At 70.3% G+C, this 22,141-nt stretch carries 18 protein-coding genes; 7 read left to right on the forward strand and 11 right to left on the reverse strand.

Annotated features, from left to right (window positions below):
- The 5 genes from B7K25_RS05770 to B7K25_RS05790 all read left to right on the forward strand — a co-directional run bounded on the left by B7K25_RS05770 (position 1) and on the right by B7K25_RS05790 (position 7,560).
- Positions 1 to 1,869: a glycoside hydrolase family 127 protein gene (locus B7K25_RS05770; protein WP_084104758.1), complete on the forward strand. Its 1,869-nt coding sequence runs from the start codon at positions 1 to 3 to the stop codon at positions 1,867 to 1,869.
- A gap of 53 nt (positions 1,870 to 1,922) precedes the next feature.
- Positions 1,923 to 3,206, forward strand: coding sequence for a sugar ABC transporter substrate-binding protein (locus B7K25_RS05775; protein WP_084104759.1), 1,284 nt, complete (start codon positions 1,923 to 1,925; stop codon positions 3,204 to 3,206).
- 69 nt (positions 3,207 to 3,275) lie between these two features.
- The gene (locus B7K25_RS05780; protein ID WP_234988091.1) at positions 3,276 to 4,232 is read left to right on the forward strand and encodes a carbohydrate ABC transporter permease; all 957 of its coding nucleotides are present in this window, start codon (positions 3,276 to 3,278) and stop codon (positions 4,230 to 4,232) included.
- Positions 4,229 to 5,098, forward strand: coding sequence for a carbohydrate ABC transporter permease (locus tag B7K25_RS05785; protein WP_234988092.1), 870 nt, complete (start codon positions 4,229 to 4,231; stop codon positions 5,096 to 5,098). The genes B7K25_RS05780 and B7K25_RS05785 overlap by 4 nt, the downstream gene beginning before the upstream one ends.
- Positions 5,095 to 7,560, forward strand: a complete 2,466-nt coding sequence (locus B7K25_RS05790) for a glycoside hydrolase family 2 protein (RefSeq protein WP_084104761.1) — start codon at positions 5,095 to 5,097, stop codon at positions 7,558 to 7,560. The genes B7K25_RS05785 and B7K25_RS05790 overlap by 4 nt, the downstream gene beginning before the upstream one ends.
- Positions 7,561 to 7,790: 230 nt before the next feature.
- On the opposite strand, the gene B7K25_RS05795 is transcribed toward B7K25_RS05790, so the two are convergent.
- The 9 genes from B7K25_RS05795 to B7K25_RS13710 form a co-directional block, all read right to left on the reverse strand.
- Positions 7,791 to 8,651 carry an aldo/keto reductase gene (locus tag B7K25_RS05795; RefSeq protein WP_084104762.1) on the reverse strand — a complete coding sequence of 287 codons (861 nt, stop codon included), beginning with the start codon at positions 8,649 to 8,651 and terminating at the stop codon, positions 7,791 to 7,793.
- Positions 8,652 to 8,819: 168 nt separating this feature from the next.
- Entirely contained in the window at positions 8,820 to 10,289 is a 1,470-nt protein-coding gene (locus B7K25_RS05800; protein ID WP_084104763.1) for an NAD-dependent succinate-semialdehyde dehydrogenase, read from the reverse strand.
- 151 nt (positions 10,290 to 10,440) lie between these two features.
- Positions 10,441 to 11,679, reverse strand: a complete 1,239-nt coding sequence (locus B7K25_RS05805) for a Bcr/CflA family efflux MFS transporter (RefSeq protein ID WP_159450130.1) — start codon at positions 11,677 to 11,679, stop codon at positions 10,441 to 10,443.
- The gene (locus B7K25_RS05810) at positions 11,676 to 12,074 is read right to left on the reverse strand and encodes a RidA family protein (protein WP_084104765.1); all 399 of its coding nucleotides are present in this window, start codon (positions 12,072 to 12,074) and stop codon (positions 11,676 to 11,678) included. Before B7K25_RS05810 ends, B7K25_RS05805 begins: the two co-directional genes overlap by 4 nt.
- Before the next feature lie 2 nt (positions 12,075 to 12,076).
- Entirely contained in the window at positions 12,077 to 12,934 is an 858-nt protein-coding gene (locus B7K25_RS05815) for a fumarylacetoacetate hydrolase family protein (protein ID WP_084104766.1), read from the reverse strand.
- A 3-nt stretch (positions 12,935 to 12,937) separates the two neighbouring features.
- Positions 12,938 to 13,414 carry a nuclear transport factor 2 family protein gene (locus B7K25_RS05820; RefSeq protein ID WP_084104767.1) on the reverse strand — a complete coding sequence of 159 codons (477 nt, stop codon included), beginning with the start codon at positions 13,412 to 13,414 and terminating at the stop codon, positions 12,938 to 12,940.
- Positions 13,411 to 14,193, reverse strand: a complete 783-nt coding sequence (locus B7K25_RS05825; RefSeq protein ID WP_084104768.1) for an SDR family oxidoreductase — start codon at positions 14,191 to 14,193, stop codon at positions 13,411 to 13,413. Before B7K25_RS05825 ends, B7K25_RS05820 begins: the two co-directional genes overlap by 4 nt.
- A gap of 29 nt (positions 14,194 to 14,222) precedes the next feature.
- Complete coding sequence (locus tag B7K25_RS05830; protein WP_084104769.1) at positions 14,223 to 15,581, reverse strand: FAD-dependent monooxygenase; 1,359 nt, start codon at positions 15,579 to 15,581, stop codon at positions 14,223 to 14,225.
- A gap of 41 nt (positions 15,582 to 15,622) precedes the next feature.
- Positions 15,623 to 16,384 carry a dienelactone hydrolase family protein gene (locus B7K25_RS13710; RefSeq protein ID WP_159450131.1) on the reverse strand — a complete coding sequence of 254 codons (762 nt, stop codon included), beginning with the start codon at positions 16,382 to 16,384 and terminating at the stop codon, positions 15,623 to 15,625.
- 581 nt (positions 16,385 to 16,965) lie between these two features.
- Between B7K25_RS13710 and B7K25_RS05840 the strand changes: the two genes are divergently transcribed.
- Positions 16,966 to 18,012 carry an amidohydrolase family protein gene (locus tag B7K25_RS05840; RefSeq protein WP_084104771.1) on the forward strand — a complete coding sequence of 349 codons (1,047 nt, stop codon included), beginning with the start codon at positions 16,966 to 16,968 and terminating at the stop codon, positions 18,010 to 18,012.
- A gap of 289 nt (positions 18,013 to 18,301) precedes the next feature.
- Here B7K25_RS05840 and hpaH read toward each other — a convergent pair whose 3' ends face one another.
- Together hpaH and B7K25_RS05850 are read right to left on the reverse strand one after the other, a co-directional pair.
- Positions 18,302 to 19,087 carry a 2-oxo-hept-4-ene-1,7-dioate hydratase gene (gene hpaH, locus B7K25_RS05845; protein WP_084104772.1) on the reverse strand — a complete coding sequence of 262 codons (786 nt, stop codon included), beginning with the start codon at positions 19,085 to 19,087 and terminating at the stop codon, positions 18,302 to 18,304.
- Between the two features lie 25 nt (positions 19,088 to 19,112).
- Positions 19,113 to 19,808 (reverse strand): GntR family transcriptional regulator, encoded by a 696-nt coding sequence (locus B7K25_RS05850; protein WP_084104773.1) that lies wholly within the window; start codon positions 19,806 to 19,808, stop codon positions 19,113 to 19,115.
- 748 nt (positions 19,809 to 20,556) lie between these two features.
- On the opposite strand from B7K25_RS05850, the gene B7K25_RS05855 reads away from it, so the two are divergent.
- On the forward strand, positions 20,557 to 22,125 hold the full coding sequence (locus B7K25_RS05855) for an ABC transporter substrate-binding protein (RefSeq protein ID WP_084104774.1): 1,569 nt from the start codon (positions 20,557 to 20,559) through the stop codon (positions 22,123 to 22,125).
- Positions 22,126 to 22,141: the final 16 nt, after the last annotated feature.

The following is a 22,141-nucleotide window of genomic DNA, read 5'->3' on the forward strand; positions in this document are numbered from 1 at the left end:
ATGTCGACGACCACGGTGCGGACGCCCGTCACACCCGCACGCCCCACGCATTCGCGTCCCAGGGATGCCGCAGCATCGGCCCTCTCCGGAGGCCTCCTGGGCGACTGGTCGGCGCTCAACACGCAGGCCACCATCCCGCACGTGATCGAGCGCCTGGAGACCTCGGGCGTGATCGACAACTTCCGCCGACTCGTCGGTCGCTCCGACGCAGACTTCCGGGGCCCGGTCTTCGCTGACTCGGACCTCTTCAAGACGCTCGAGGCGCTTGGCTGGGAGGCCGTCGGCGGCCGCCGCAGCCACGAAGAGTTCCTGGCGGAGGTGCTCGAGCTGCTCGAGGCGGTGCAGGCCGAAGATGGCTACCTCAACACGAGCTTCCAGGGGCCGCGCCTGGGGGAGCGGTTCACCGACATGCAGGAGAGCCACGAGCTCTACTGCCTGGGCCACCTGATCCAGGCAGCGGTCGCCTGGCACCACGCCGGCGACGACGCGCTGCTGACCATCGCGCTGCGCTACGTCGAGCTCGTCCACACGACCTTCGGCCCGGGCGCCCGTGACGAGGTCTGCGGGCACCCGGAGATCGAGACGGCGCTCGTCGAGCTGTCCCGCGTGACCGGCGACCCGCGTCACCGCGAGCTCGCCCTGCGCATGGTGGACCTGCGCGGTCACGACACCGTCGGCAACGGCTACTTCGGTGGCAACTACTACCAGGACAAGGTGCCGGTGCGTGAGGCTGAGCAGGCCGAGGGCCACGCCGTCCGCCAGCTGTACTTGCTCGCAGGCGTCGCCGACCTCGCCACCGATCTGCCGGACACCGGCCTCGACGAGCCGCTCGACCGACTGTGGGCGGATGTGCACGACCGCAAGCTGTACATCACGGGCGGTCTCGGCTCGCGTCACCGCGGTGAGTCCTTCGGCGACCCGTACGAGCTCCCGGCGGACCGCGCCTACTCCGAGACGTGCGCGGCCATCGCGAACTTCCATTGGAACTGGCGCATGCTGCTGCTGCGCGGCGGCGCCCGGTACGCGGACGAGATGGAGCGCGGCCTCTACAACGCCATCGCGGTGTCCACCGCGGCGGACGGCTGCTCGTACTTCTACTCGAACCCGTTGCAGCTGCGCACCGAGCACGTCCACGAGGTCGACGCGCCGTCGCGCCGCCTCGACTGGTACGACTGCGCCTGCTGCCCGCCCAACATCGCGCGCATGATCGCGTCTCTGCCCGGGTACCTCACTAGCGAGGATGACGAAGCCGTCTACCTGCACCTCTACGCGGACGGCACCCACGAGATCGACGGGGTCACCGCGACGGTGCAGACGGAGTACCCGTGGGACCCGAGCATCTCGATCACGTTCTCGGACCCGTCGCCCAAGGCGCTACGCATGCGCGTGCCCGGTTGGGCCGCTGGCGCGCAACTCGAGGTCGACGGCACCTCCGCCGCCTGCACGCCGGGAACCTACGTCGAGGTGCCCGCTGGCGCCCTGGCCGCGACGCTGACCTTGCCTCTGACGCCCACCCTCGTGAGCGCCCACCCGCGCGTCGACGCCGTACGCGGCGCCGTGGCCGTCCAGCGTGGGCCGGTGGTCTACTGCCTGGAGACCGCCGCGCTCCCGCAGGGCACGATGCTCGAGGACGTCGAGCTCGACGCGCAGGCCACCGTCGCCGACGGTGCGTGGCATGACGAGCTTGGCGTGCCCGCCGTCGCGGTCGGACCGGCAGCGGTGCGGCCCGCGCAGAGCGCGCTGTACTCCCCGGCCACCCGCGACGACGCCGCGGCCACGACCGTGCTCGACACCGTCGACGCGATCCCCTACTTCCGCTGGGCCAACAGGTCGAGCGGGGCCATGCGGGTGTGGCTGCCCATCGCCTAGCCGCACCACGGTGGCCGCGCGAGGCCACCTCACCTGTCACGAAAGGAAACGCAATGAAGCGCATCACCCGAATGGCGATCCCCGCAGGGATCGCCGCGACCGCCCTCGCCCTGAGCGCATGCTCGAGCGGCGACGACGGCGGCTCGTCCGACGGCTCGGAGGGCGGCGGCACGGTCACCCTGTGGGCCCGCGACTCTCAGTCGGACTTCATGCAGGAGCTCGCCGATGGCTTCAACGCCTCGCACGAGACCCAGGTCGAGGTCACCATCGTCACCTCTGCCGAGTACGTCCAGAAGTTCGGCACGGCTGCCGCGGGTGGCGACGCGCCCGACCTCGCGTCGATCGACCTCGTGTACGTGCCCTACTTCGCCTCCGTCGGTGCCCTCACCGACATCAGCGAGCAGGTCGCGGGCCTCGACTGGGCCGACGACATGAGCCCCGCGCACACCTCGCAGGGCGAGTACGAGGGCGGCGTCTACTCGATGCCGTTCACCGCCGACGTCTCCGTGCTGTTCTACAACAAGGACCTCATGGCCGAGGCCGGCCTCGACCCGGAGGACCCGCCGTCGTCCATGGCAGAGCTGCAGGCGGCCGCCGAGGCCGTCGCCGCGATCGACGACGAGACCTTCGGCACGGCCTTCTCTGGCGCGTGCGGCGGATGCCAGCTGTTCGGCCTCGCACCGCACGTGTGGGCCTCGGGCGGCAACATGCTGTCCGACGACGGCACCCAGGCGCAGTTCGACAGCGCCGAGGTCACCGCGATGCTCGAGCTCTACCGCGGCCTGTACGAGGCCGGCACGATGCCCGAGCTCGTGACCACCGACAGCGGATCCAACGCTGGTGACGCGTTCGCGCAGGGCCGCGTCGGCTTCTACCAGTGGGGCTCGTTCTACGTGGGCAACCTCGCGGAGGCCGACTTCGAGTGGGGCATCGTCCCCATCTCCGGCACGGACGACGGCCAGTCGGCCGCGTTCGCCGGCGGAGACAACATCACCATCCCGTCGGGTGCGTCCAACCCTGAGGGCGCGTGGGAGTTCCTCGAGTGGGCCTCCGGCGACGAGGGCCAGCAGGTGCTCGTCGACCGCGGGCAGCTGCCGATCCGCATGGACCTGATCGACGAGATCTACACCCCGCTCGATGAGCGCAACGCCGTCTTCGCTGACGCGCTCGCGACCGGCAACGTGCCCTACTCGGTGGTCGAGAACGAGCTGTTCAACGACTCGAACGGTGTGTGGGCCACCCTCCTGCAGGAGGCTGTGTTCGGCAGCGGTTCCGTCGCCGATGCTCAGGCCAAGGCTCAGGCCGCGGCGCAGGAGCTCATCGACAGCGCCCAGTAAGGCGTTCGAACCACAGCGCTCGTGGGTGGGGCGGCAACGCCCCACCCACGAGCCCGATCGGAGACTCCCATGACGACCACGGCAATGACGCCGCCACCCGCGGACGCGACCAAGCGGCCTCGCAAGACTCGGGGCGGCCGGGCGCCGCTCAACTCGCAGAAGCGCCGTGCGCGATTGGGCTTCCTCTTCGCCCTCCCGGCGATGGTGATGCTCGCGCTGTTCTTCATCTGGCCGCTGCTGCAGACCATCTTCATGTCGCTGCACGACTGGCCGCTGCTGGGCGACCACGAGTTCATCGGCCTCCAGAACTACGTCGACGCCTTCAACGACGATCAGTTCCTCAGCGCGGCCGGCTTCACGTTCTTCTACACCGCCGTGATGACTCCGATCCTGCTCATCCTGGCCTTCCTGCTTGCCTACTTCGTGAGGCGCGGCACGCGTTCGGCGCGGGTGTTCCAGAGCATCTACTTCCTCCCCGTCGTGATCGGCCTGGCCGCGGGCAGCTTCATCTGGCTCTACATGTGGCAGTCGGACATCGGCCCCACCACGCAGCTGCTCGGGTCCTGGGGCCTGGTCGACCCGCATGCGAACTACTTCGCAGACTTCTGGTCCGCCTTCTGGATCGTGGTGGCGATGGTCACCTGGAAGGTCGTCGGTCTGCAGATGCTACTGGTGCTCGCGGGCATGCAGGCGATCCCGGACGACATCTACGAAGCCGCCCGCATGGACGGCGCGAGCGGATGGCGCACCTTCTGGTCCATCACCGTCCCGCTGCTGCGGCCCACGCTCGCGCTCGTGATGGTGTTCTCGGTCGCAGGCTCGCTGCTCGCGTTCGACCAGTTCTACATCATGACCACGGGCGGCCCTGCTGGCTCGACCCTCACCGCCGTCTACCAGATCTACCGCACGTCCTTCGTGCAGTTCGACCTGGGCTACGGCGCCGCCCTGTCCATCCTGCTGATGATCGTGCTCGCCGCCGTGAGCGCCGGTCAGATGCTGCTCCTGAGGAACTCGGACCACTCATGACCACCTCCACGCATCCCGACGCGCTCGCCACCCGGCGAGACGCGAGCCCCGCGCCCGACGGCGCCACCGGCGGCAAGGCCGCAGGCCTCATGCCTGTGGCGGCATGGTGGATCGTCGGAGTCTGCCTCGCAGTCCTGTTCCTCTACCCGATCTACGTCATGGCGTCCCAGATCACGTGGGACAACATCGTCCAGCTGTCGACCGAGACCAGCTCGGGGTTGTCGATCATCCAGGGCATGAAGAACTCCGCGATCGTGGCCTTCGTCGCGACCGGCACCACGGTCGTGGTGGCGACGCTCGCGGGCTATGCGTTCGCGAAGCTGCCCTTCAAGGGCTCGAACGTGGCCTTCTTCGCAATCCTGGTGACGTTCATGATCCCGTTCCAGGCGATCATCACGCCGCTGTACCTGACGCTGAACGACATCGGCCTGTCGAACAACCTCGTCGGCGTCGGACTCGTGCTCGCGACGTTCAACCTGCCGCTCGGCACGTTCCTCATGCGCAATTCCTTCGCGGCGGTGCCGAGCGCCCTCAGCGAAGCCGCTGAGATCGATGGCGCCTCGCCCATCGGCGCGATGTGGCGCGTCATGCTGCCGATCGCCATCCCGGGCGTCATCTCCACGACGCTCCTGACGTTCTTCTCGGCGTGGAACGACTTCTTCGCCGCGTTGATCCTCATCACCGACCAGGCGAAGTACACCCTGCCGGTGAGCATCAGCATCCTGCAGGCGGAGGGTGGCGGGTTCTCCGTCGACTTCGGCCTCATGCAGACCGGCGTCGCGATCACGGTCATCCCGTGCATCATCCTCTACCTCGTGCTCCAGAAGTACTATGTCGCGGGACTGCTGGGAGGCGCGCTCAAGTGACACCGACGACCCTCGCGGGGCCGGCCCGCACTCGGATCGACGCTGGCTGGACGGTCACCGCGAGGGGCGCCTCGGTGCCCGCGGAGGTGCTCGTCGCGGGCGCCGTGCCTGCGGCCGTTCCCGGAACGGTCACGACCGACCTGCTCGCCGCCGGACTCATCGAGGATCCGTTCCGCGACGACAACGAGCGGCGTCAGGCGTGGATCGGTCGCTCGGACTGGGTCTACCGCACCACCTTCTCGTGGACTCCCGACGGCGGCGCGATCCAGGAGCTCGTGTTCGACGGCATCGACACGGTGGCGACGGTCGTCCTCAACGGCCAGGTACTGGGTGCGGCACGCAACATGCATCGCACGCACCGGTTCGACGTGTCTGAGGGGCTGGTCCCAGGCGAGAACATTCTCGAGGTGACGATCGCGTCTCCGGTGGCGGCCGCGGACGCCGCGAGCCTCGCGCTGGGGTTCCGCCCGCACGCCAACCATCACCCGTACAACGCGATCCGCAAGGCGGCATGCTCGTTCGGCTGGGACTGGGGGATCGACACGTCGACCTCGGGACTGTGGCGGCCCGTGTGGATCGAGTCGTGGTCCGGACCGCGACTCGCACAGGTGCTCGTCGCGGGCACTGCCCCCGAGGGCGCGGCGCGGCTCGCGGTGCGCGCGCATGTCCGCAGCGCCGATGCGGCTGCCGGGCTCGAGCTGCACGTCGCCGTGGGGGAGCGGCAGTGGACGGTGCCGGTCGACGACGGTGTCGCGAGCCTGGACGCGGCCATCGATGCGGAGCTGTGGTGGCCGCGCGGGCACGGCGAGCAGGCGCTGCATGAGGTCGAGGTCTCCCTCGTCCAGGGCGGCGACGTGATCGACGCTGAGCGCCGCCGCATCGGCTTCCGCTCCGCGGAGTTCGTCGCGACGGACGCGGACGGGGCGGGCGACACGGCCCTCATCGTCAACGGCCAGCGCATCGAGGTGCGGGGGGCCAACTGGATCCCTGAGGACGCGTTCCTGCCAAGGATCACCGCGGAGCGCTACAGCGCCCGCATCGACGATGCGGTGTTCGCAGGCATCAACCTGCTGCGCGTCTGGGGAGGCGGGATCTTCGAGTCCGAGGACTTCTACGACGCATGCGACGAGCGCGGGATCCTCACCTGGCAGGACTTCCTCTTCGCGTGCGCGGCGTACTCCGAGGAGCCGGCGCTCGCGGAGGAGGTCGAGCTCGAGGCGCGCGAGGCCGTCGCTCGGCTGGCGTCGCATCCCTCGCTCGTCGTCCTCAACGGCAACAACGAGAACCTGTGGGGTCGCCAGGACTGGGGGTGGGAGACCCTGCTCGACGGCCAGTCCTGGGGAGCGCAGTACTACTACGAGATGCTTCCCGCGATCGTCGGCGAGCTCGCTCCGCATGTTCCCTACACGCCCGGAAGCCCGTTCTCCCCGAACCCCTCAGCGGTGCAGAACTCCGAGACCACCGGCACCATGCACGTCTGGGACGTGTGGAACTTCATCGACCACGCCCGCTATCGCGACTACCGGCCACGCTTCGTCGCCGAGTACGGCTGGCAAGGCCCGCCCACGTGGGCGACGCTGACCGCCTTCGTGTCGGACGACCCCCTGACTCCTGAGTCGCCCGGAATGCTGATCCACCAGAAGGCGGTCATCGGCAACACCAAGCTGACGCGTGGGCTGATCCCGCACCTGCGGCTGCCGTCGACCATGGAGGACTGGCACTGGGCGATGTCCCTCAACCAGGCGGTCGCGGTGCGCACGGCGATCGAGTGGTACCGGTCGATCCCCGAGTGCTCGGGCCAGATCGTGTGGCAGCTGAACGACTGCTGGCCCGTGACCTCGTGGGCTGCGGTGGACTCGCTTGGCAGGGCGAAGCCTTTGCTGCACGCCCTGCGGACGGCGAACGCCGAGCGCCTGGTCACGATCCAGCCGGACGACGATGGCCTGGTCGTCACCCTCGTGAACGACACGGCTGCGGACTGGCGCGGCGACCTTGTCCTCGACCGTAGGGACTACGCCGGGGCGATCCTCGCCTCCGCGCAGCAGAGCGTCGAGGTGCCCGCCCGTGGGTCGGTGAGCGTCACCGTGCCGGACGACGTGAGCAGCCCCGCTGCGCCGGAATCCGAGCTCGTCACCGCGTCCTTCGACGGGACTCGCGGGTGGTGGTTCTTCGCCGAGTACCGGGATTCCCGCCTCTCCGACCCCGGACTCACGGTCGATGCCGAGCGCACGGAGCGCGGCTGGCGGCTGGAGGTCGCGGCCGCGGCGCTCGCGCGCGACGTCGCCGTGCTGGTCGACCGCGTCGATCCCGACGCTCGAGCCGATGTCGCACTCGTGACCCTGCTTCCGGGGGAGCGCGTCACCGTCGAGGTCACGGGCGCGCTCGCCGCGGCCGCCACGGACTTCGCGGCTCCCTCGGTGCTGCGCAGCGCGAACCAGCTGGTGGTGGGAGCCGGTTCGTAGCGCCGATGCGCCCGCCAGGCTGGTCTCCGACCTCACCACACCGCAACTCACCGCGCTTGCCCCCGGCCATGCCTCCTGCTATCCGCCTTGGCGCGGCACTGGTGGCTGGTTGTCGATCTGCGCGCGCCCGCGTCACCCGATGGTGGATGGCTGTCGCCCGGCGCGGTGGAGCGGGGACGCGACGCCCGGCCGTCGTCGGGGTTCCGATGCGAAGCGTTGGCTCCGCTCGGCTATTGCAGCGCTGGCGGCGTGGGCAGGCGGGTGGTGATCGCGTCGACCCAACGCGGCACGCGGTAGAGCGGCCGATCGCGACCGAGGCCGTCGATCGCCGCCATGTCCTCTGGCGACAGCTCGAAGCCGAACACGTCGAGGTTGGACGCGATGTGCGCGGGGCTGGTGGACTTGGGCAGCGGGACCACGTCGCGCTGCACGTGCCAGCGCAGCACGACCTGCACCTCGCTCACACCGAGGCGCTCCGCGATGCCGCGCAGCGCCGGCTCGTCCAGCAGCTGCCGTGCACCGTGCGCGAGCGGGTACCAGGCCTGGGGAACGATCCCCTCGGCGGCGAGGAACGGCAGGAGATCCGTCTGCTGCCAATACGGGTGGAACTCGACCTGGTTGACGGCGGGTCGGATGCGGGCGCCTGCCATGAGCGTCGTGAGGTCGCGCACGGAGAAGTTGCTGACGCCGATGGAACGGATCTGGCCTCGGTCGACAGCGTCCTCCAGCGCGCGCCAGGCGGCCGCCACGTCGCCGTGCGGCCGGTGGAGCAGCATGAGGTCGATATGGCCAGTGCCAAGACGCTCGAGCGAGCGCTCGATCGCGCGCGGCGTCCGGCGCCCGAAGTCGGCGGGCCACAGCTTGGTCGTCACGACGACCTCGTCGCGGCTCACGCCCGAGGCGCGGACCCCTCGCCCGACGGCGCGCTCGTTGCGGTAGACCGCGGCAGTGTCGAGCAGCCGGTAGCCGGCGTCGAGGGCCGCCGCGACGCTCGCCTCGCACTGGTCGACGTCGGTGACCTGGAAGACGCCGAAGCCGATGCTCGGCAGCGTCGAGCCGTCGCTCAGGGCGATGGTGGGCGCAGGATTCACGGGGCTCCGGTCGTCTCGAGTCGCGATGCGAGGTCAGTCGACATCGTACGAGCCGACAGCCAGCCACCATCACCGCTCACGCACCCCGCGAAACCGACAGCCACGCACCATCTGGACGCTAAGGCGGGGAAGGGTAGGGAGAGCGGGACGAACCGCGCGAACCTCTCGCTAGGCCGGGCTCTCCGTCATCGTGTACTTGGTCTGCATGTACTCGTGGATGCCCTCGGCGCCGCCCTCGCGGCCCAGGCCGGACATCTTCCAGCCGCCGAACGGAGCCGAGGCGTTCGACACGACGCCCACGTTGAGCCCCATCATCCCGGTCTCGAGCCGCTCGATCATGCGCTGGCCGCGCGACAGCGACTCGGTGTAGACGTAGGACACCAGGCCGTATTCGGTGTCGTTGGCGAGCGCGACGGCCTCGTCCTCGTCGGAGAACGTCGCGATGGCGAGCACGGGGCCGAAGATCTCCTCGCGCCAGATGTCCGCCTCGGCGGTCACGCCTGACACCACGGTGGGCAGGTAGAAGGTGCCCGGTCCCTCGACGGCCGAGCCGCCGGCGAGCACCGTCGCGCCGTGCGCGACCGCATCGGTGACCAGCTCGTCGGCCTTGGCCACCGCACGGTCGTCGATCAGCGGGCCGATCGCCACGCCGTCCTCCGTGCCGCGGCCGACGCGCATCGCGGCGACGCGCTCGGTGACGCGCACCGCGAACTCCTCGGCGACGGACGCATGGACGATGAACCGGTTGGCGGCCGTGCACGCCTGCCCGATGTTGCGGAACTTCGCGGCGATGGCGCCGTCCACGGCCTTGTCGAGGTCGGCGTCGTCGAACACGACGAACGGGGCGTTGCCGCCCAGCTCCATCGAGGTGCGCAGCACTCCCGACGCCGCCTGCTCGAGCAGGCGGATGCCCACCGACGTCGACCCGGTGAAGGACAGCTTGCGCAGGCGCGGGTCGCGGATGATCGGCTCGGACATCGCGCCCGAGTGGTGCGTCGTGAGCACGTTGACCACGCCGCCGGGGACGCCGGCCTCCTCGAGCAGCGCCGCGAAGGCGAGCGTCGTGAGCGGCGTGAGCTCGGCGGGCTTGATGACCACGGTGCAGCCGGCGGCGAGCGCCGGGGCGATCTTGCGGGTCGCCATCGCGAGCGGGAAGTTCCACGGGGTGATGAGGAAGCACGGGCCTACGGGGTGCTGGGACACGATGGTGCGGCCGGTGCCCTCGGGGTTGGCGCCGTAGCGGCCGGCGATCCGCGGCGCCTCCTCGGCGAACCAGCGCAGGAACTCGGCGCCGTACTTGACCTCGCCGCGCGCCTCGGCCAGCGGCTTGCCCATCTCGAGCGTCATGAGCAGCGCGAAGTCCTCGGCTCGCTCGGTGAGCAGGTCGAACGCGCGGCGCAGGATCTCGCCGCGCTCGCGCGACGGCGTGGCCGCCCACGACGGGAACGCGTCGCACGCGGCGTCGAGGGCCGCGATGCCGTCCTCCGGCGTCGCCGACGCGATGGTCTTGATGACCTCGCCCGTCGACGGGTCCTGCACGGTGAGGGTGGCGCCGTCGGATGCGGCGCGCCACTGGCCGCCGACGTAGAGGCCGTCGGGCACGGACGCGAGCAGCTCGGTCTCACGGGGGTGGGTCATGACAACTCCTTCATTGCAGGACGAGGACATTCTGACATCGGGGGGTGGGTGCGCCAGTCGCCACGGGGTGCGGTACGGAGCACAAATTTGGCGGTACTTGACTGCCGGACAACACCGGACGGGCAGCGCCGATGCACGGGCCGGGTCTCGCTCATGCCGTCACCGCCTCGGGGGCGTGGACGGGCACGTGGCGGCGGGTCGCCGCCCACGCGAGGACGGCGATCCCCGACGCGGCCGCGGTGACGACGCCGAGGGTGCGGGCGGTAGGCCCGAGTAGGCCGGTCACGGGTGAGCCGAGCACTCCGCCGAGGAACTGCAGCGACCCCGCGAGCGCCGAGGCGGCGCCCGAGGCGACCACGGTGACCTGCGCCCAGGCGTGGGCGCCCGGCAGCACCAGGCCCTGGCCCAGGGCGTAGGCCATGGAGGCGGCCCACAGCGTCAGCTCGGGCGCGCCGGCCAGGGCGAGCAGCGCCAACGCGAGGCCAGCGACGGTGCACAGCACCAGCCCGGCTCCCAGCGGCGCGGACGGGTGGCGGCGACGCACGAGGCGCCGGAAGACCTGGTTGCCGACGATGACGGCGAGCGCATTGGTGCCGAACACCAGCGCGAACGTGGCGGGCGGGTGGCCGAACTCGTCTTCGACGATGAACGCGGTGGTGGTGACGTAGGCGTAGAAGCCGAACGAGTGCACGCCGAGCGCGATCGCGACGCCGCGCAGCTCGCGATCGGCCACGGCCGCGCGCAGCCCGCCGGCGACGGAGGCTCCGACCCGACCCTGAGCGGACGCGGGCAGCGTCTCCGGCACCAACCACGCGTAGGCGAGGACGGTGACGCCGCCGATCGCGGCCATCGCGACGAAGTCGGCGCGCCACCCCCACAGCGCCGCGATGCCGGCGCCCACGACGGGCGCGAGCACGGGCGCCAGGGCGGTGACCATCGACAGCAGCCCGATGCGCGAGGCCATCACCTCGCGCGACGGCGACACGTCGCGGACCACGGAGCGCGCGACGGCGATCCCGGCCGCGGCGCACAAGCCGGCGACCAGGCGAACGGCGATGAGCATGCCGGGGGAGACGGCGAGCGCGGCGAGCAGGCACGCGATCGCCCAGGCGCCCACGCCGACCAAGATCACCGGACGGCGGCCGATCCGGTCGGACAGCGGCCCCCACACCAGCTGCCCGAGGCCGATCCCCAGCAGGAACGTCGTGATCGACGCCTGGGTGAGCGCCTCGGTGCCGCCGAGCTCGGCCTGCATCGCCGGAAGCGACGGGGTGTAGATGTCGACGGACAGGGGCCCGAGCGCCGTGAGCACGGCAAGGAGCGGCAGGAGCCGAGCGACGGGGACAGCGTGCGCGGCCAACCCCTGCGTCTCAGGACCTGCCGTGCTCACGGCGCTTCGGGAGCGTCGAGCACCGCCACGAGGTCGCACTGCACCAGGCAGCCACCGTCGAGAGTGGCCGCCATCGCCTGGCGTGCGGGGCGGGTCGACGCGTCTGGGAACATCGCGAGCCACTCGCGGTTGAGCGCGTCGCGATCGCGGTAGTCCGCGAGCCAGAAGGTCATCTTCAGGATGTCGTCGGTGGAGCCGCCGGCCTGCTCGAGCAGCGCGCGGACGTGGGCGAACACGTGCGCCATCTGCTCGTCGAGGCTCGCGGGCATCTCGCGGGTCTGAGGGTCGCGGCCGGTGAGCACGCCCGACATCAGCAGGGTGCCGATGCGCGCGGCCGCCGGGATCGGGTTGGCGTGCCCGAAGCCCGGCAGGTCGATGCTCTCGCGGCGCGTCATGGCTACGCCCCCGCGTCCACGACGCGGTTCTCGATCGAGCCCAGCCCCGACACCGAGGCTCGCACCACATCGCCCGGCACGAGCCAGTTCTGCGTCGGCGCGCCGATGCCCGCCGGGGTGCCGGTGGCGAGGATGTCGCCCGGCATGAGCGTCATCACGGTGGTGAGGTACTCGATCTGCTCCCAGATGTCGTAGATCAGGTCGTCCGTGCGGGCGCGCTGACGCTCCTCGCCGTTGACCGTCAGCGACACCTCGAGGTCGTGCGGGTCCGCGACCTCGTCGTCGGTGGTCAGCCACGGTCCGAGGGGTCCGTGGGTGTCGAAGGACTTGCCGAGCGTGAAGGTGGGGGAGCGCTTGGCCAACCAGTCGCGCACGGACACGTCGTTGGCGACCAGGTACCCGGCCACGACCTCGCGGGCCTTGGCGCGCGGCACGTCCTTGCACTGCTGGCCGATGACGACGGCGAGCTCCACCTCGTAGTCCAGCTGCTCGGACACGCGCGGGCGCACCACGTCGGCGTGCGGTCCCACGATGCAGCTCACCTGCTTGTTGAACCACATCTGGGTGTCGGGGATGGGGATGCCGGCGGCGCGCGCCTCCTCGGCGTGCGCCGCGTAGTTCATGCCGATGCCGAGGTACTTCTGCGGCTCGTCGATGGGCGCGAGCAGCGTCACCGAGGACAGCGGGGTGGTCGAGCCCTCCGCGGCCTCGATGGCCTCACGCAGCGAGTCGAGCTTGGGCAGGATCGCCTTCAGCGACGTGCCGACGCCGGGCACGCCGCTCACGTTGGTGATCCGGTCGCCGTCGACGCGGCCGATGCGGACGGGGCCGTCGCCCAGACGGTAGCGGGCAAGCTTCATGGGTCAGTTCTCCTGCGGTTGAGTAGGGGCCGATGCGCTCGCTTGGCTGGCATCGGAACCGGACTTGAGGGCGCCCCAGACCTGCTCGCCGTCGGGGGTCATCTGGAAGGTGACGAAGCGCCACGCGCCGTCGTCGCAGCGGCGGGCGACCTGCGTCACCTGGCCGCTCACGGTGCGCTCGCCGCCGTCGGGGTTGCGCAGCCGGTTCACGAGGCGTCCGGTGACGATGACGACGTCGCCGATGGCCCGCATCAGCAGGTCCTCGCGCCACATGTCGATGTACGGGTTGCGGGTCTGCGCGTGCTCGAGGAGCTGCGCCTTGGTGTGCACCAGGCCGGGGGCGTGGATGTGGATCAGCGCGTCGTCGTAGACGTCGTCGAGCGTCGCGATGTCGAGGTCGATGAGCGCCTGGCGGCGCCGCTCCTCGAGGGCGAGGATCGCCTCGCGGGTGGCGTCGTCTGCGAGTGAAACGTCGGTCATATCAGTCCTTCGTAGGTGCCGCCGTCGAGCTGCAGGTTCTGTCCGGAGATGTAGCCCGCCTGCGCGGAGCACAGGAACGCGCACGCGTCGCCGAACTCCTCGGGCCGGCCCAGGCGCTGGGCGGTCACCGTGGACGCGATGGCCGCGAACGCCTCCGCGCGGGTGACGCCGTCGCGCTCCATGCGCCGCTTCGCCATGAACTCCTGGCGGGGGGTGTCGATGCGCTCGGGCAGCAGGTTGTTGACCGTCACGTTGTCCGGGGCGACCTCCTTGGAGATCGACTTCGACACGGCGGTGAGCGCTGCCCGCGCGGAGGTCGACAGCCCCATGTCGGGCGCCGGCGACTTCACCATCGCGGACGTGATGTTGACGATGCGCCCGAACCCCCTGGCGCGCATGCCCGGCAGGTAGGCGCGCATCAGCTCGACCGCGGGGATCATGTTGGCGTGCATCGCGCCCAGCAGCGCGGCCTCGTCCCACTGGTCGTACGAGCCGGGCCGAGGCCCGGCGTTGTTGGTGACGAGGATGTCCACGTCCCGGACCGCGGCGACGATCGCCGCGCGGCCCTCGGGGACCGTGAGGTCCCCGGCCACCCAGCGCACGGACGCGGTCGGGACCTCGGCGACGAGCGCATCGGCCGCCTGTCCGAGGCGCTGCCGGTCGCGTCCGTTGAGCCAGACCGTGACGCCCTCGCGGGCGAGGGACGTGGCGCACGCCAGCCCGAGCCCTTGCGAGGACGCCGCGATCAGCGCGGTGCGTCCGGCGATGCCGAGGTCCACGGCTCAGATCCTTCCCTGTCGGGCCCGGGTCAGCGAGCCGACGCGGCGGTCTCGGGGGCGGTGGCCTTCGCTGCGGCCGCGGCCTGGATGGCCTCGACGGTCTCCTCCTCGACCTCCCAGGTGCGGAAGCCCGTGGTCTCGCCGGCCTCGAAGCCGGGACGGGGCTGGCCCACCATGGCGTGGTACTTCGAGAAGATCTCGTCGGCCTCGGCCAGCGGCAGCACGTCCTCGATGTCCTCGAAGGGCTGGGCGTCGGTGCGGTCGGCGACCATGCGACGGATGACCTCGTAGCCCTCGCCGCGGTGCGCCATGACCATCCCGTTGACCTGCTTGATGCGGGCCTGCTCGAACTCCTTGAGCGCGGTCGGGACGTCGTCGATCTCAGCGAGCTTGGCCGCGACCACTCCGCCGTCGACGATCGCCTGGCACGCGCCGTTGCCGCCGCGCGGGTACATCGCGTGCGCCGCGTCGCCGATGAGCACCACGCGGCCGTCGGTCCACGACTCGAGGGGCTCGTGACGGATGAGGGGGAACAGGTAGATCTCGCGGTTGTTGCGCAGCATCTCCTGGACGTCCAGGAACGGCAGGTTCACGGTGTCGAACAGGTCGACGATCTCCTCGACCGAGCCCTTCTGGTTCCAGTCCTCGACGGTCTCGTCGCGGGTGCGCTCGACCACCCAGTTCACGAGCACCTTGCCGGTGCCCTCGAAGTTCTCGGCGATGGGGTAGACGATCATCGTGGCGATGTCGGGTGCGCCGATGTGCAGGATGGTGTGGCCGTCGCGGTAGGGGTCCATGAGGGTCGTGCCGCGGTACATGGTGATGCCCGAGTAGTGGGGCTCGGCCTGGTCGGGGTGCATCTGCTTGCGTGCCTCGGACTTGATGCCGTCGGCGGCGATGAGCACGTCCGCCCACACCTGCTCCTCGCGGCCGTCCGCGTGGCGCAGGTGGACCGTGACGCCGTCCTCGTGGTTCTCGTACCTGACGAACCGCGCGCCCTGCACCACCGCATCGGCGCCCAGGCGCTCGATGACCTTCTCGAACAGCAGCATCTGCAGGTAGCCGCGGTGCACGAAGCGCTGCTCGTGGACGTAGCCCATGTGCACGCCGCACAGCTCCGCGTAGATCTCCTGGCCGTGGTTGTTGAAGAAGATCGAGGTCTTGGCGTCGACGGAGATGTCCTTGAACTCGTCGTACACGCCCAACTCGATGAGCTCCTTGGTGCCGTACACCTTGACGTCGATGCCGACGCCCAGGGGCTTGAGCTCCTCGACGGTCTCGTAGATGGTGGGGCGGAAGCCCTGCTGGTGCAGGCGCAGCGCGGTGGCCAGGCCGGCCGGGCCGGCGCCGATGATCGCGACGTCGAGCGTCTTCTCGGTGGTCGACATGGGGGTCCTTCTCTCTCCGTTGAGTGCAGACGTGGGTGGGGTTAGCGGGCCGATGCGCCCAGGAGGTCCTCGAGGAACCGTGCGGTGGAGTCCCACGCGCGCTGGGAGGCACGGGGGTCGTAGCCGACGCCCGGCGGCATGCCGGGCAGGTCCGACTTGGGGTTGGTGAACGCGTGCTGGGCGCCCGAGTACAGGTCGGTCTCCCACGCCACGCCGGCGCCGGTGAGGGCGTCCTGGAGGGCGTCGCGCTGCTCGGCGGTCGCCATGGGGTCGGCGGATCCGGTGCAGATCAGCACGCGCTCGACCGGGCCGCTCGCGTCCCAGCCGGGGGCGAGCAGGTCGAGGCCACCGTGGATCGAGACCACGCCGCGGACGTCCCCGCCGGTGCGGGCGTACTCGAGCGCGGACGAGCCCCCGAAGCAGTAGCCGGCCGCGGCCACGGCGGTGGCGTCCACCTCGGGCTGGGCGGCCATGGCGGCGTGGGCGGCGCCGATGCGCCCCATCCAGCGCTCGCGGTCGGACGCCATCGAGCCGATGAGCGGGCCGATCTGGCTGCCCTCGGTGGGCTGCGTGCGCTCGCCCCACACGTCCGCGGCGAACACGGCGTAGCCGAGCTCGGCATACTGCCGCGCGGTGGCGGTCATGTCCTCGCCGAGTCCGAAGGCGTCGTGGACGAGCAGGATGCCCGGCAGGGGGGCAGCGGCGTGGGCGGGCGCGACGAGCAGGCCGATCATGCGCGTGCCGTCGTGCGTGTACTCGACGTCGCGCTCGGTGGTCTCGATGAGCGGGGACTGCGTGCTCAAGCTTCCTCCCGGGTGGCTGGTTGACCTGCATCGCGGCCGGGAGCCGTCGGCGCGGGCGTGCGCCGAGGGATCGTCGTCCTCGACGCGCTGCCCGGTGCCGGCGAGAGCCTGACCGTGAAGCGTGGAATGACTGTAAACGAAATCGTATGCGATCTCAAGTGTGAAGTCCGGGTGGCGTGGCTTGCGCCACGATCGGACCCCGTGTGACGGGCGCCACTCTGGCGTCAACCGACTGGACATCGCGTGCGATGCGCGTACAGTTTGGGGTGACGCAGACGTCCCACGCCGGAGGAAGGAGGCCGCGCCCATGAGCCCGTTCGACGCTCGCCGCGCCGCCCGTACTCCCGCGCACCTCGGCGGCCGGGCACGCCGCCGCCGTCCCGTCCACCCCGGCCGCAACCTCGCGCCGCCAGCCTGACGAGCGCATCGGCCCTCCGCGGGCCCGCCGGCAGGTCCATCTGCCCCGGCGACCCCGCACCCAGGCCGGCGTGACCGCCTGACCCGCGAGCGCATCGGCGCTCCGACCGCGTCCCCCGACGCGACCCTCACGCAGACTTCCACGACCCACAGAAGGGACGACCATGACCGTCGTCGACATCAACATCCACCACCTCCCCGAGGACCTGTTCGACAACGAGCAGACCCTGAACGGCTTCCTGTCGACCGCGCCGCGCGGCTTCGGCGAGATCGCCACCGTCAAGACCATGGAGGACGGGCGCCGTCAGCTCATCCTCGAGAAGCCCGCCGGCTACCAGAACCTCAACTACGTCGAGGGTGACTACAACGTCGACGCCAAGCTCGCCGCGATGGACGAGGCCGGCGTCGACTACGGCATCATGCGCGTGCCGGTGTGGCAGGAGTGGCTGCGCCTGGACACGTGCAAGGTGGTCAACGACAACGCCCACGACATCGTGTCGCGCTCGGGCGGCCGCCTGTTCTCGACCGCCTGCGTGCCGCCATGGGGCGGCCAGGAGAACATCGACGAGCTCAAGCGCTGCCTCGACAACGGCGCCGTCGCCGTCCAGCTCGCGTGCCACTACGGCCAGCTCTACCTCGACGACGAGGCCTTCGCGCCGTACCTCGACGCGATCAACGAGCTGAACGTGCCGGTCATCGTGCACCACACCCCGCTGCCCGTCGAGTGGCGCTCGGTCATCGACTACACCAACCTGCGCCGCGAGTACGGCCGCATCGTCGACCAGGCCACCGCCGTGGGCCGCGAGCTGTTCTCCGGCATGTTCGACCGGTGGCCCAATCTCAAGTTCACGCACACCATGTTCGGCGGCAACTGGTTCGCCAACACCGCGCTCATGACGCCGCACGCCACCCACAAGAAGGAGGCCATGCAGCGCCTCGACCCCACGGGCGGCGACGCGATCCGCAAGTACCTCGAGAACAACATCTTCTTCGACATGACGCACCCGCACTCGTGGGGCAAGGAGCAGGTCGAGGCCGCGATCAAGATCAACGGCGCGGACCACTACATGTTCGGCTCGTCGTTCCCGGTGTTCTACTCCTGGATGAGCCAGGGTGTGGAGTTCCTGAAGAACGAGATCGAGGTCTCCGACGAGGACCGCGAGAAGATCCTGTGGAAGAACGCCAAGGAGATGTTCAACCTGCCGATCTAGGCGGTTCTCCTGACAGTTTGAACCAATCCGCGACGCGACACCCCGGTGCGACGGGCTCCAAGGGCCCTCGCGCCGGGGTGTCGGCGCGTGTCGTGGTTCAAACTGTCGGGCGCCGATGCTCTTCCGGCCCGACATTTTCGAACATTCGCGCCGCGACACGCCGCCGCACCGGGCCCGTCGCGCCTCGCGCCCGGGGTGTCGGAGCCGCAGATGTTCGGAACTGTCGACGGCCGAGCATCGGCCACGTCAGCAGCGCCGATGCGCGGGCTGGCTCCCGCCCGCCCGTCGCCTACTCGAACCTGACGGTGACGTTCCCGAGGGGCCCGTAGTCGCACAGGATCGAGTCGCCGCGCTCGCACCAGACGGGCCGCGTGAACGAGCCCGCGAGGATGACCTCGCCGGCGGCGAGCGAGTCGCCGTGCTGGTGGAGCTTGTTCGCGAGCCACGCGACGCCGGAGGCGGGGTTGCCCAGCACGCCGCCGGCGACCCCGGTCTCCTCGATGGTCTCGTTGCGGTAGAGCATCGCGCCCACCCAGCGTAGGTCGACGTCGGCGGGGGCGACGGGCCGTCCGCCCAGCACCAGCCCGCCGTACGCGGCGTTGTCCGCGATGGTGTCGACGATGGTGCGGCCCTCGAGCTCGATGTGCGAGTTGAGGATCTCGAGCGCGGGCGTGACGTACTCGGTGGCGCGCAGCACGTCGAAGACCGTGCAGTGCGGCCCCTCGAGCGGCGAGGCGAGCACGAACGCGAGCTCCACCTCGATGCGCACGTTGGAGAAGTCGTCGAACGGCACGACGGAGCCGGACTCCCAGACGGTGTCGTCGAGGATCACGCCGTAGTCGGGCTCGGAGATCCCGGTGGCCTGCTGCATAGCCTTGGACGTCAGCCCGATCTTGCGGCCCACGAGCCGGCGTCCGTCGGCCAGCGCGCGGTCGCGCCATAGCCCCTGGATCGCGTAGGAGTCCTCGACGGTCGCTTCGGGGTGACGCGCGGTGATGCGCTCGATCACGCCGCGGGAGCGGTGGGCGTCGGCGAGCTCGTCGGCGAGCGCGGCGATCGTGGGCTGGGGAAGCATCCGTCCTCCTGGGCGGTCGGTGGGGCTAGAGCCGGGCGCCGTCGGCGACGGGTAGGCCGAGCGTCTCGTCGGGGTGCTCGTGGACCAGGTACGCGGCGAGCGTCCCGGTGCGGTGGCGGCGCACGGCCGCCTCGATGTCCTCGAGCCGGGCGCCGCGCTCGATGAGGACGAGGATCTCCTCGTGCTCCTCGACCGACTCGGCGGCGCGGCCGGGCACGAAGGTGAAGATGGAGTCGCGCAGGTGGCTCATGCGCCCCCACTCGGCGTCGACGATCTCGACGAGCCGGTGGTTGGGGCAGCGCGAGTACAGGAGGTGGTGGAACTCCTGGTTGAGCGCGCTGAAGGTGCGCGGGTCGAACCGCTCGAGCGAGCGCACCATCACCTCGTTGACGGAGCGGGCCTGGCGGATGTCGTCGACGGTGAGGGAGCGTGACGCGAGGGCGGTCGCCGCGGACTCGACGATCGACACGGCCTGCATGGTGGCCCGGTAGTCCGAGTCGTCGACCATCGCGACGCGCGCGCCGACGTTGCGCTCGAAGGTGACCACGCGCTCGGCCTCGAGCTGGCGCACCGCCTCGCGCACGGGCACGACGGACATGTCGAGCTCCTTGGCGATGGTGCCGAGCACCAGGCGATAGCCGGGGGTGAACTCCTGCGACGCGATCCGTGCCTTGATCCAGTCGTACGCGCGCTGGGACTTCGAGACGTTCTCGGTGGTCATGAGGCAAGTCCTCGGTAGGGCCGATGCGCGGGCTGGGGGGCGTGCGCGTGTGGGGATGAGGGCAAGCCGATGCGCTGGCTGGGCTTGTGAGCTGCCGTTGCCTTCACGCTGCGTGCCTCCTTCACGGGTGGGGAGCGACGCAGGCCTGGGGCTGGGGACGTGGCCGTCCCCCGCCTCGCGACGCTGCGAGACTCCTGCGCCGGGGTTCGCGGCCCTGATGGGACGCAAGCCTCGGCGTGACGAAAATCATATACAGTCCATCGATCTTGGGCAAGGGTCGGACGCGAATCGCATGGTGTGGGCTCGGGGCGCCGCGGCCCTTCGAGGCGCAGATCCCGTATAAACAAGCGGATCCTGGCGCCGTTACCGAACCGATACCGTCACAAGTTCGTATGCGATCTTGCGCAGGATTCTGGTGTCGTATACGATCCACAGACACGACGAGGTCGGCTCGAGGACGAGTCGACGGGGAGGCAGGATCCATGAGGGCTCCGCATCACCGCACCGCATGCAGTGACGCTGCTTCGCGTGTCTCCGACCTTCCCGCCACTCGCTCACGAGGCTCACGCGGCTCGTCGTCCGTCCGGCTCGGCTCGGGATCATCCATGCCCGCCGCGCCCGTCAGGGAGAGCGGAATCACCTGACCCGTCCCCACCCCACGGGTCGCTCGCGAGCTGGTCTCGCGCACGGCCCACGGCCCCTAGAATCGACAGCCACGAGTTCACCGGCGCAAGGAGGCGCCAGAACCATGATGAAGACCACACGCTTCGCCCGGCTCGCCGTCCCCGTCGCGGCCGCCGCGCTGCTGCTCGGCGCTTGCAGCTCCGACGACCCCACCGACGAGACCAGCGCTGACCCCACCACGACCTCGGAGGAGACCGCCGCGCCCGGCGCCGGCGGCCAGGTCGCCGGTTCGGTCCTGCGCGCCAACTGGGGTGGCTTCCCCGAGAACTGGGCGCCCGGCGCCGAGATGGAGGCGGGCTACATGCGCGTCCCCTACGAGAACCTCACCCGCCTCGAGAACGGTCAGCCCATGCCGTGGCTCGCCGCCTCGTGGGAGCAGACCGACGAGGCGCTCACGCTGAGCCTGCAGCCCGGCGTGACCTTCCACGACGGCACCCCGTTCGACGCGGAGGCCGTCAAGGTCAACATCGAGCTCATCAAGAACACCCCCGGCCCCTACGCGGGACCGTTCCAGGTGGTCGACTCGATCGACGTCGTCGACGAGCTCACGGTGCAGCTCAACCTCGCACAGCCCACCCCGTCGCTGCTGACCACGCTGTCGACGCGTGCCGCGCCGATGGCGAGCCCGGCCGCGATCGAGGCCGGCACCATCGCGCAGACCCCCGTCGGCACCGGCCCCTGGGCCTACGACGAGGCCGCCTCGATCGCCGGTACCCGCATGACGTTCGGGCCGTTCGCCGAGTACTGGGGCGACGCTCCGGGCTTCGAGACGGTGCAGCTGTTCGCCATCCAGGAGGACAACGCGGCGACCACCGCGATGACCAACGGCGAGATCGACATCACCGACACCGAGCTCGACCAGCTGAGCGTCTTCGAGTCCGCGGGCAACTTCGACTCGATCGCTTACCCGGCCATCCGCAACAACCCGCTGTTCTTCGACCGCGGCCCTGGCGGCATGTTCGAGGACCTCGAGGTGCGCCAGGCGGCGTGCTACGCGATCGACACGCAGGTGGTCGCGGACCTCGACCCCGACGTCACCCCGACGACGCAGCACTTCGCCGAGGGGGAGCCGGGCTACAACTCGGCCATCACCGGCTACTCCCACGACCTCGAACGCGCCGAGCAGCTGTACAGCTCGGTGGGCAGCCCCGCGGTCGAGGGCGATTGGCTGTCGACCTCGTTCAACAACCGCCAGATCTCGGTCTACGCGGACCAGATGGGCGAGCTCGGCTTCAACCTCACGGTCCAGGAGGCCCCGCCGCCCCAGTACTTCTCGGAGTGGAACGCCGGCGCCTACCCGATCGGACTGGGCTCGAACGACGAGCTCACGCCGTACGACTGGTACTCGGCGTGGTTCGCGGCCGACGCCCCGGGCAACCCGGCCGGTGTCGAGTCCGACGCCCTCAAGGACGCCGCCGACGCGGCGATCGCTGCGGGCATGGGCGACGAGGCCGACACCCTCTGGGGCGAGGTCACCAAGATCATCGCCGACGAGGCGCTCACCTGTGCGCACATCGTCTCCCAGGAGCTCGTCGCGGTGAACACGGACACGGTGTCCGGTGCCGCCGCACCGAGCGAGAAGTGGGAGACCGTGCTCATCAACTACCGCGACCTGCGTCCCGCGGGATCCTGATCTCGGTAGCAGACAG

The organism is Demequina sp. NBRC 110056 (assembly GCF_002090155.1).
Classification (GTDB): Bacteria; Actinomycetota; Actinomycetes; order Actinomycetales; family Demequinaceae; genus Demequina.

Bases quoted from the DNA above. Each gene is read 5' to 3' on its own strand.
- B7K25_RS05770 (WP_084104758.1), top strand. From the start codon at position 1: ATGTCGACGACCACGGTGCGGACGCCCGTCACACCCGCACGCCCCACG.
- B7K25_RS05775 (WP_084104759.1), top strand. From the start codon at position 1,923: ATGAAGCGCATCACCCGAATGGCGATCCCCGCAGGGATCGCCGCGACC.
- B7K25_RS05780 (WP_234988091.1), top strand. From the start codon at position 3,276: ATGACGACCACGGCAATGACGCCGCCACCCGCGGACGCGACCAAGCGG.
- B7K25_RS05785 (WP_234988092.1), top strand. From the start codon at position 4,229: ATGACCACCTCCACGCATCCCGACGCGCTCGCCACCCGGCGAGACGCG.
- B7K25_RS05800 (WP_084104763.1), bottom strand. From the start codon at position 10,289: ATGACCCACCCCCGTGAGACCGAGCTGCTCGCGTCCGTGCCCGACGGC.
- B7K25_RS05810 (WP_084104765.1), bottom strand. From the start codon at position 12,074: ATGACGCGCCGCGAGAGCATCGACCTGCCGGGCTTCGGGCACGCCAAC.
- B7K25_RS05815 (WP_084104766.1), bottom strand. From the start codon at position 12,934: ATGAAGCTTGCCCGCTACCGTCTGGGCGACGGCCCCGTCCGCATCGGC.
- B7K25_RS05820 (WP_084104767.1), bottom strand. From the start codon at position 13,414: ATGACCGACGTTTCACTCGCAGACGACGCCACCCGCGAGGCGATCCTC.
- B7K25_RS05830 (WP_084104769.1), bottom strand. From the start codon at position 15,581: ATGTCGACCACCGAGAAGACGCTCGACGTCGCGATCATCGGCGCCGGC.
- B7K25_RS05840 (WP_084104771.1), top strand. From the start codon at position 16,966: ATGACCGTCGTCGACATCAACATCCACCACCTCCCCGAGGACCTGTTC.
- hpaH (WP_084104772.1), bottom strand. From the start codon at position 19,087: ATGCTTCCCCAGCCCACGATCGCCGCGCTCGCCGACGAGCTCGCCGAC.
- B7K25_RS05850 (WP_084104773.1), bottom strand. From the start codon at position 19,808: ATGACCACCGAGAACGTCTCGAAGTCCCAGCGCGCGTACGACTGGATC.
- B7K25_RS05855 (WP_084104774.1), top strand. From the start codon at position 20,557: ATGATGAAGACCACACGCTTCGCCCGGCTCGCCGTCCCCGTCGCGGCC.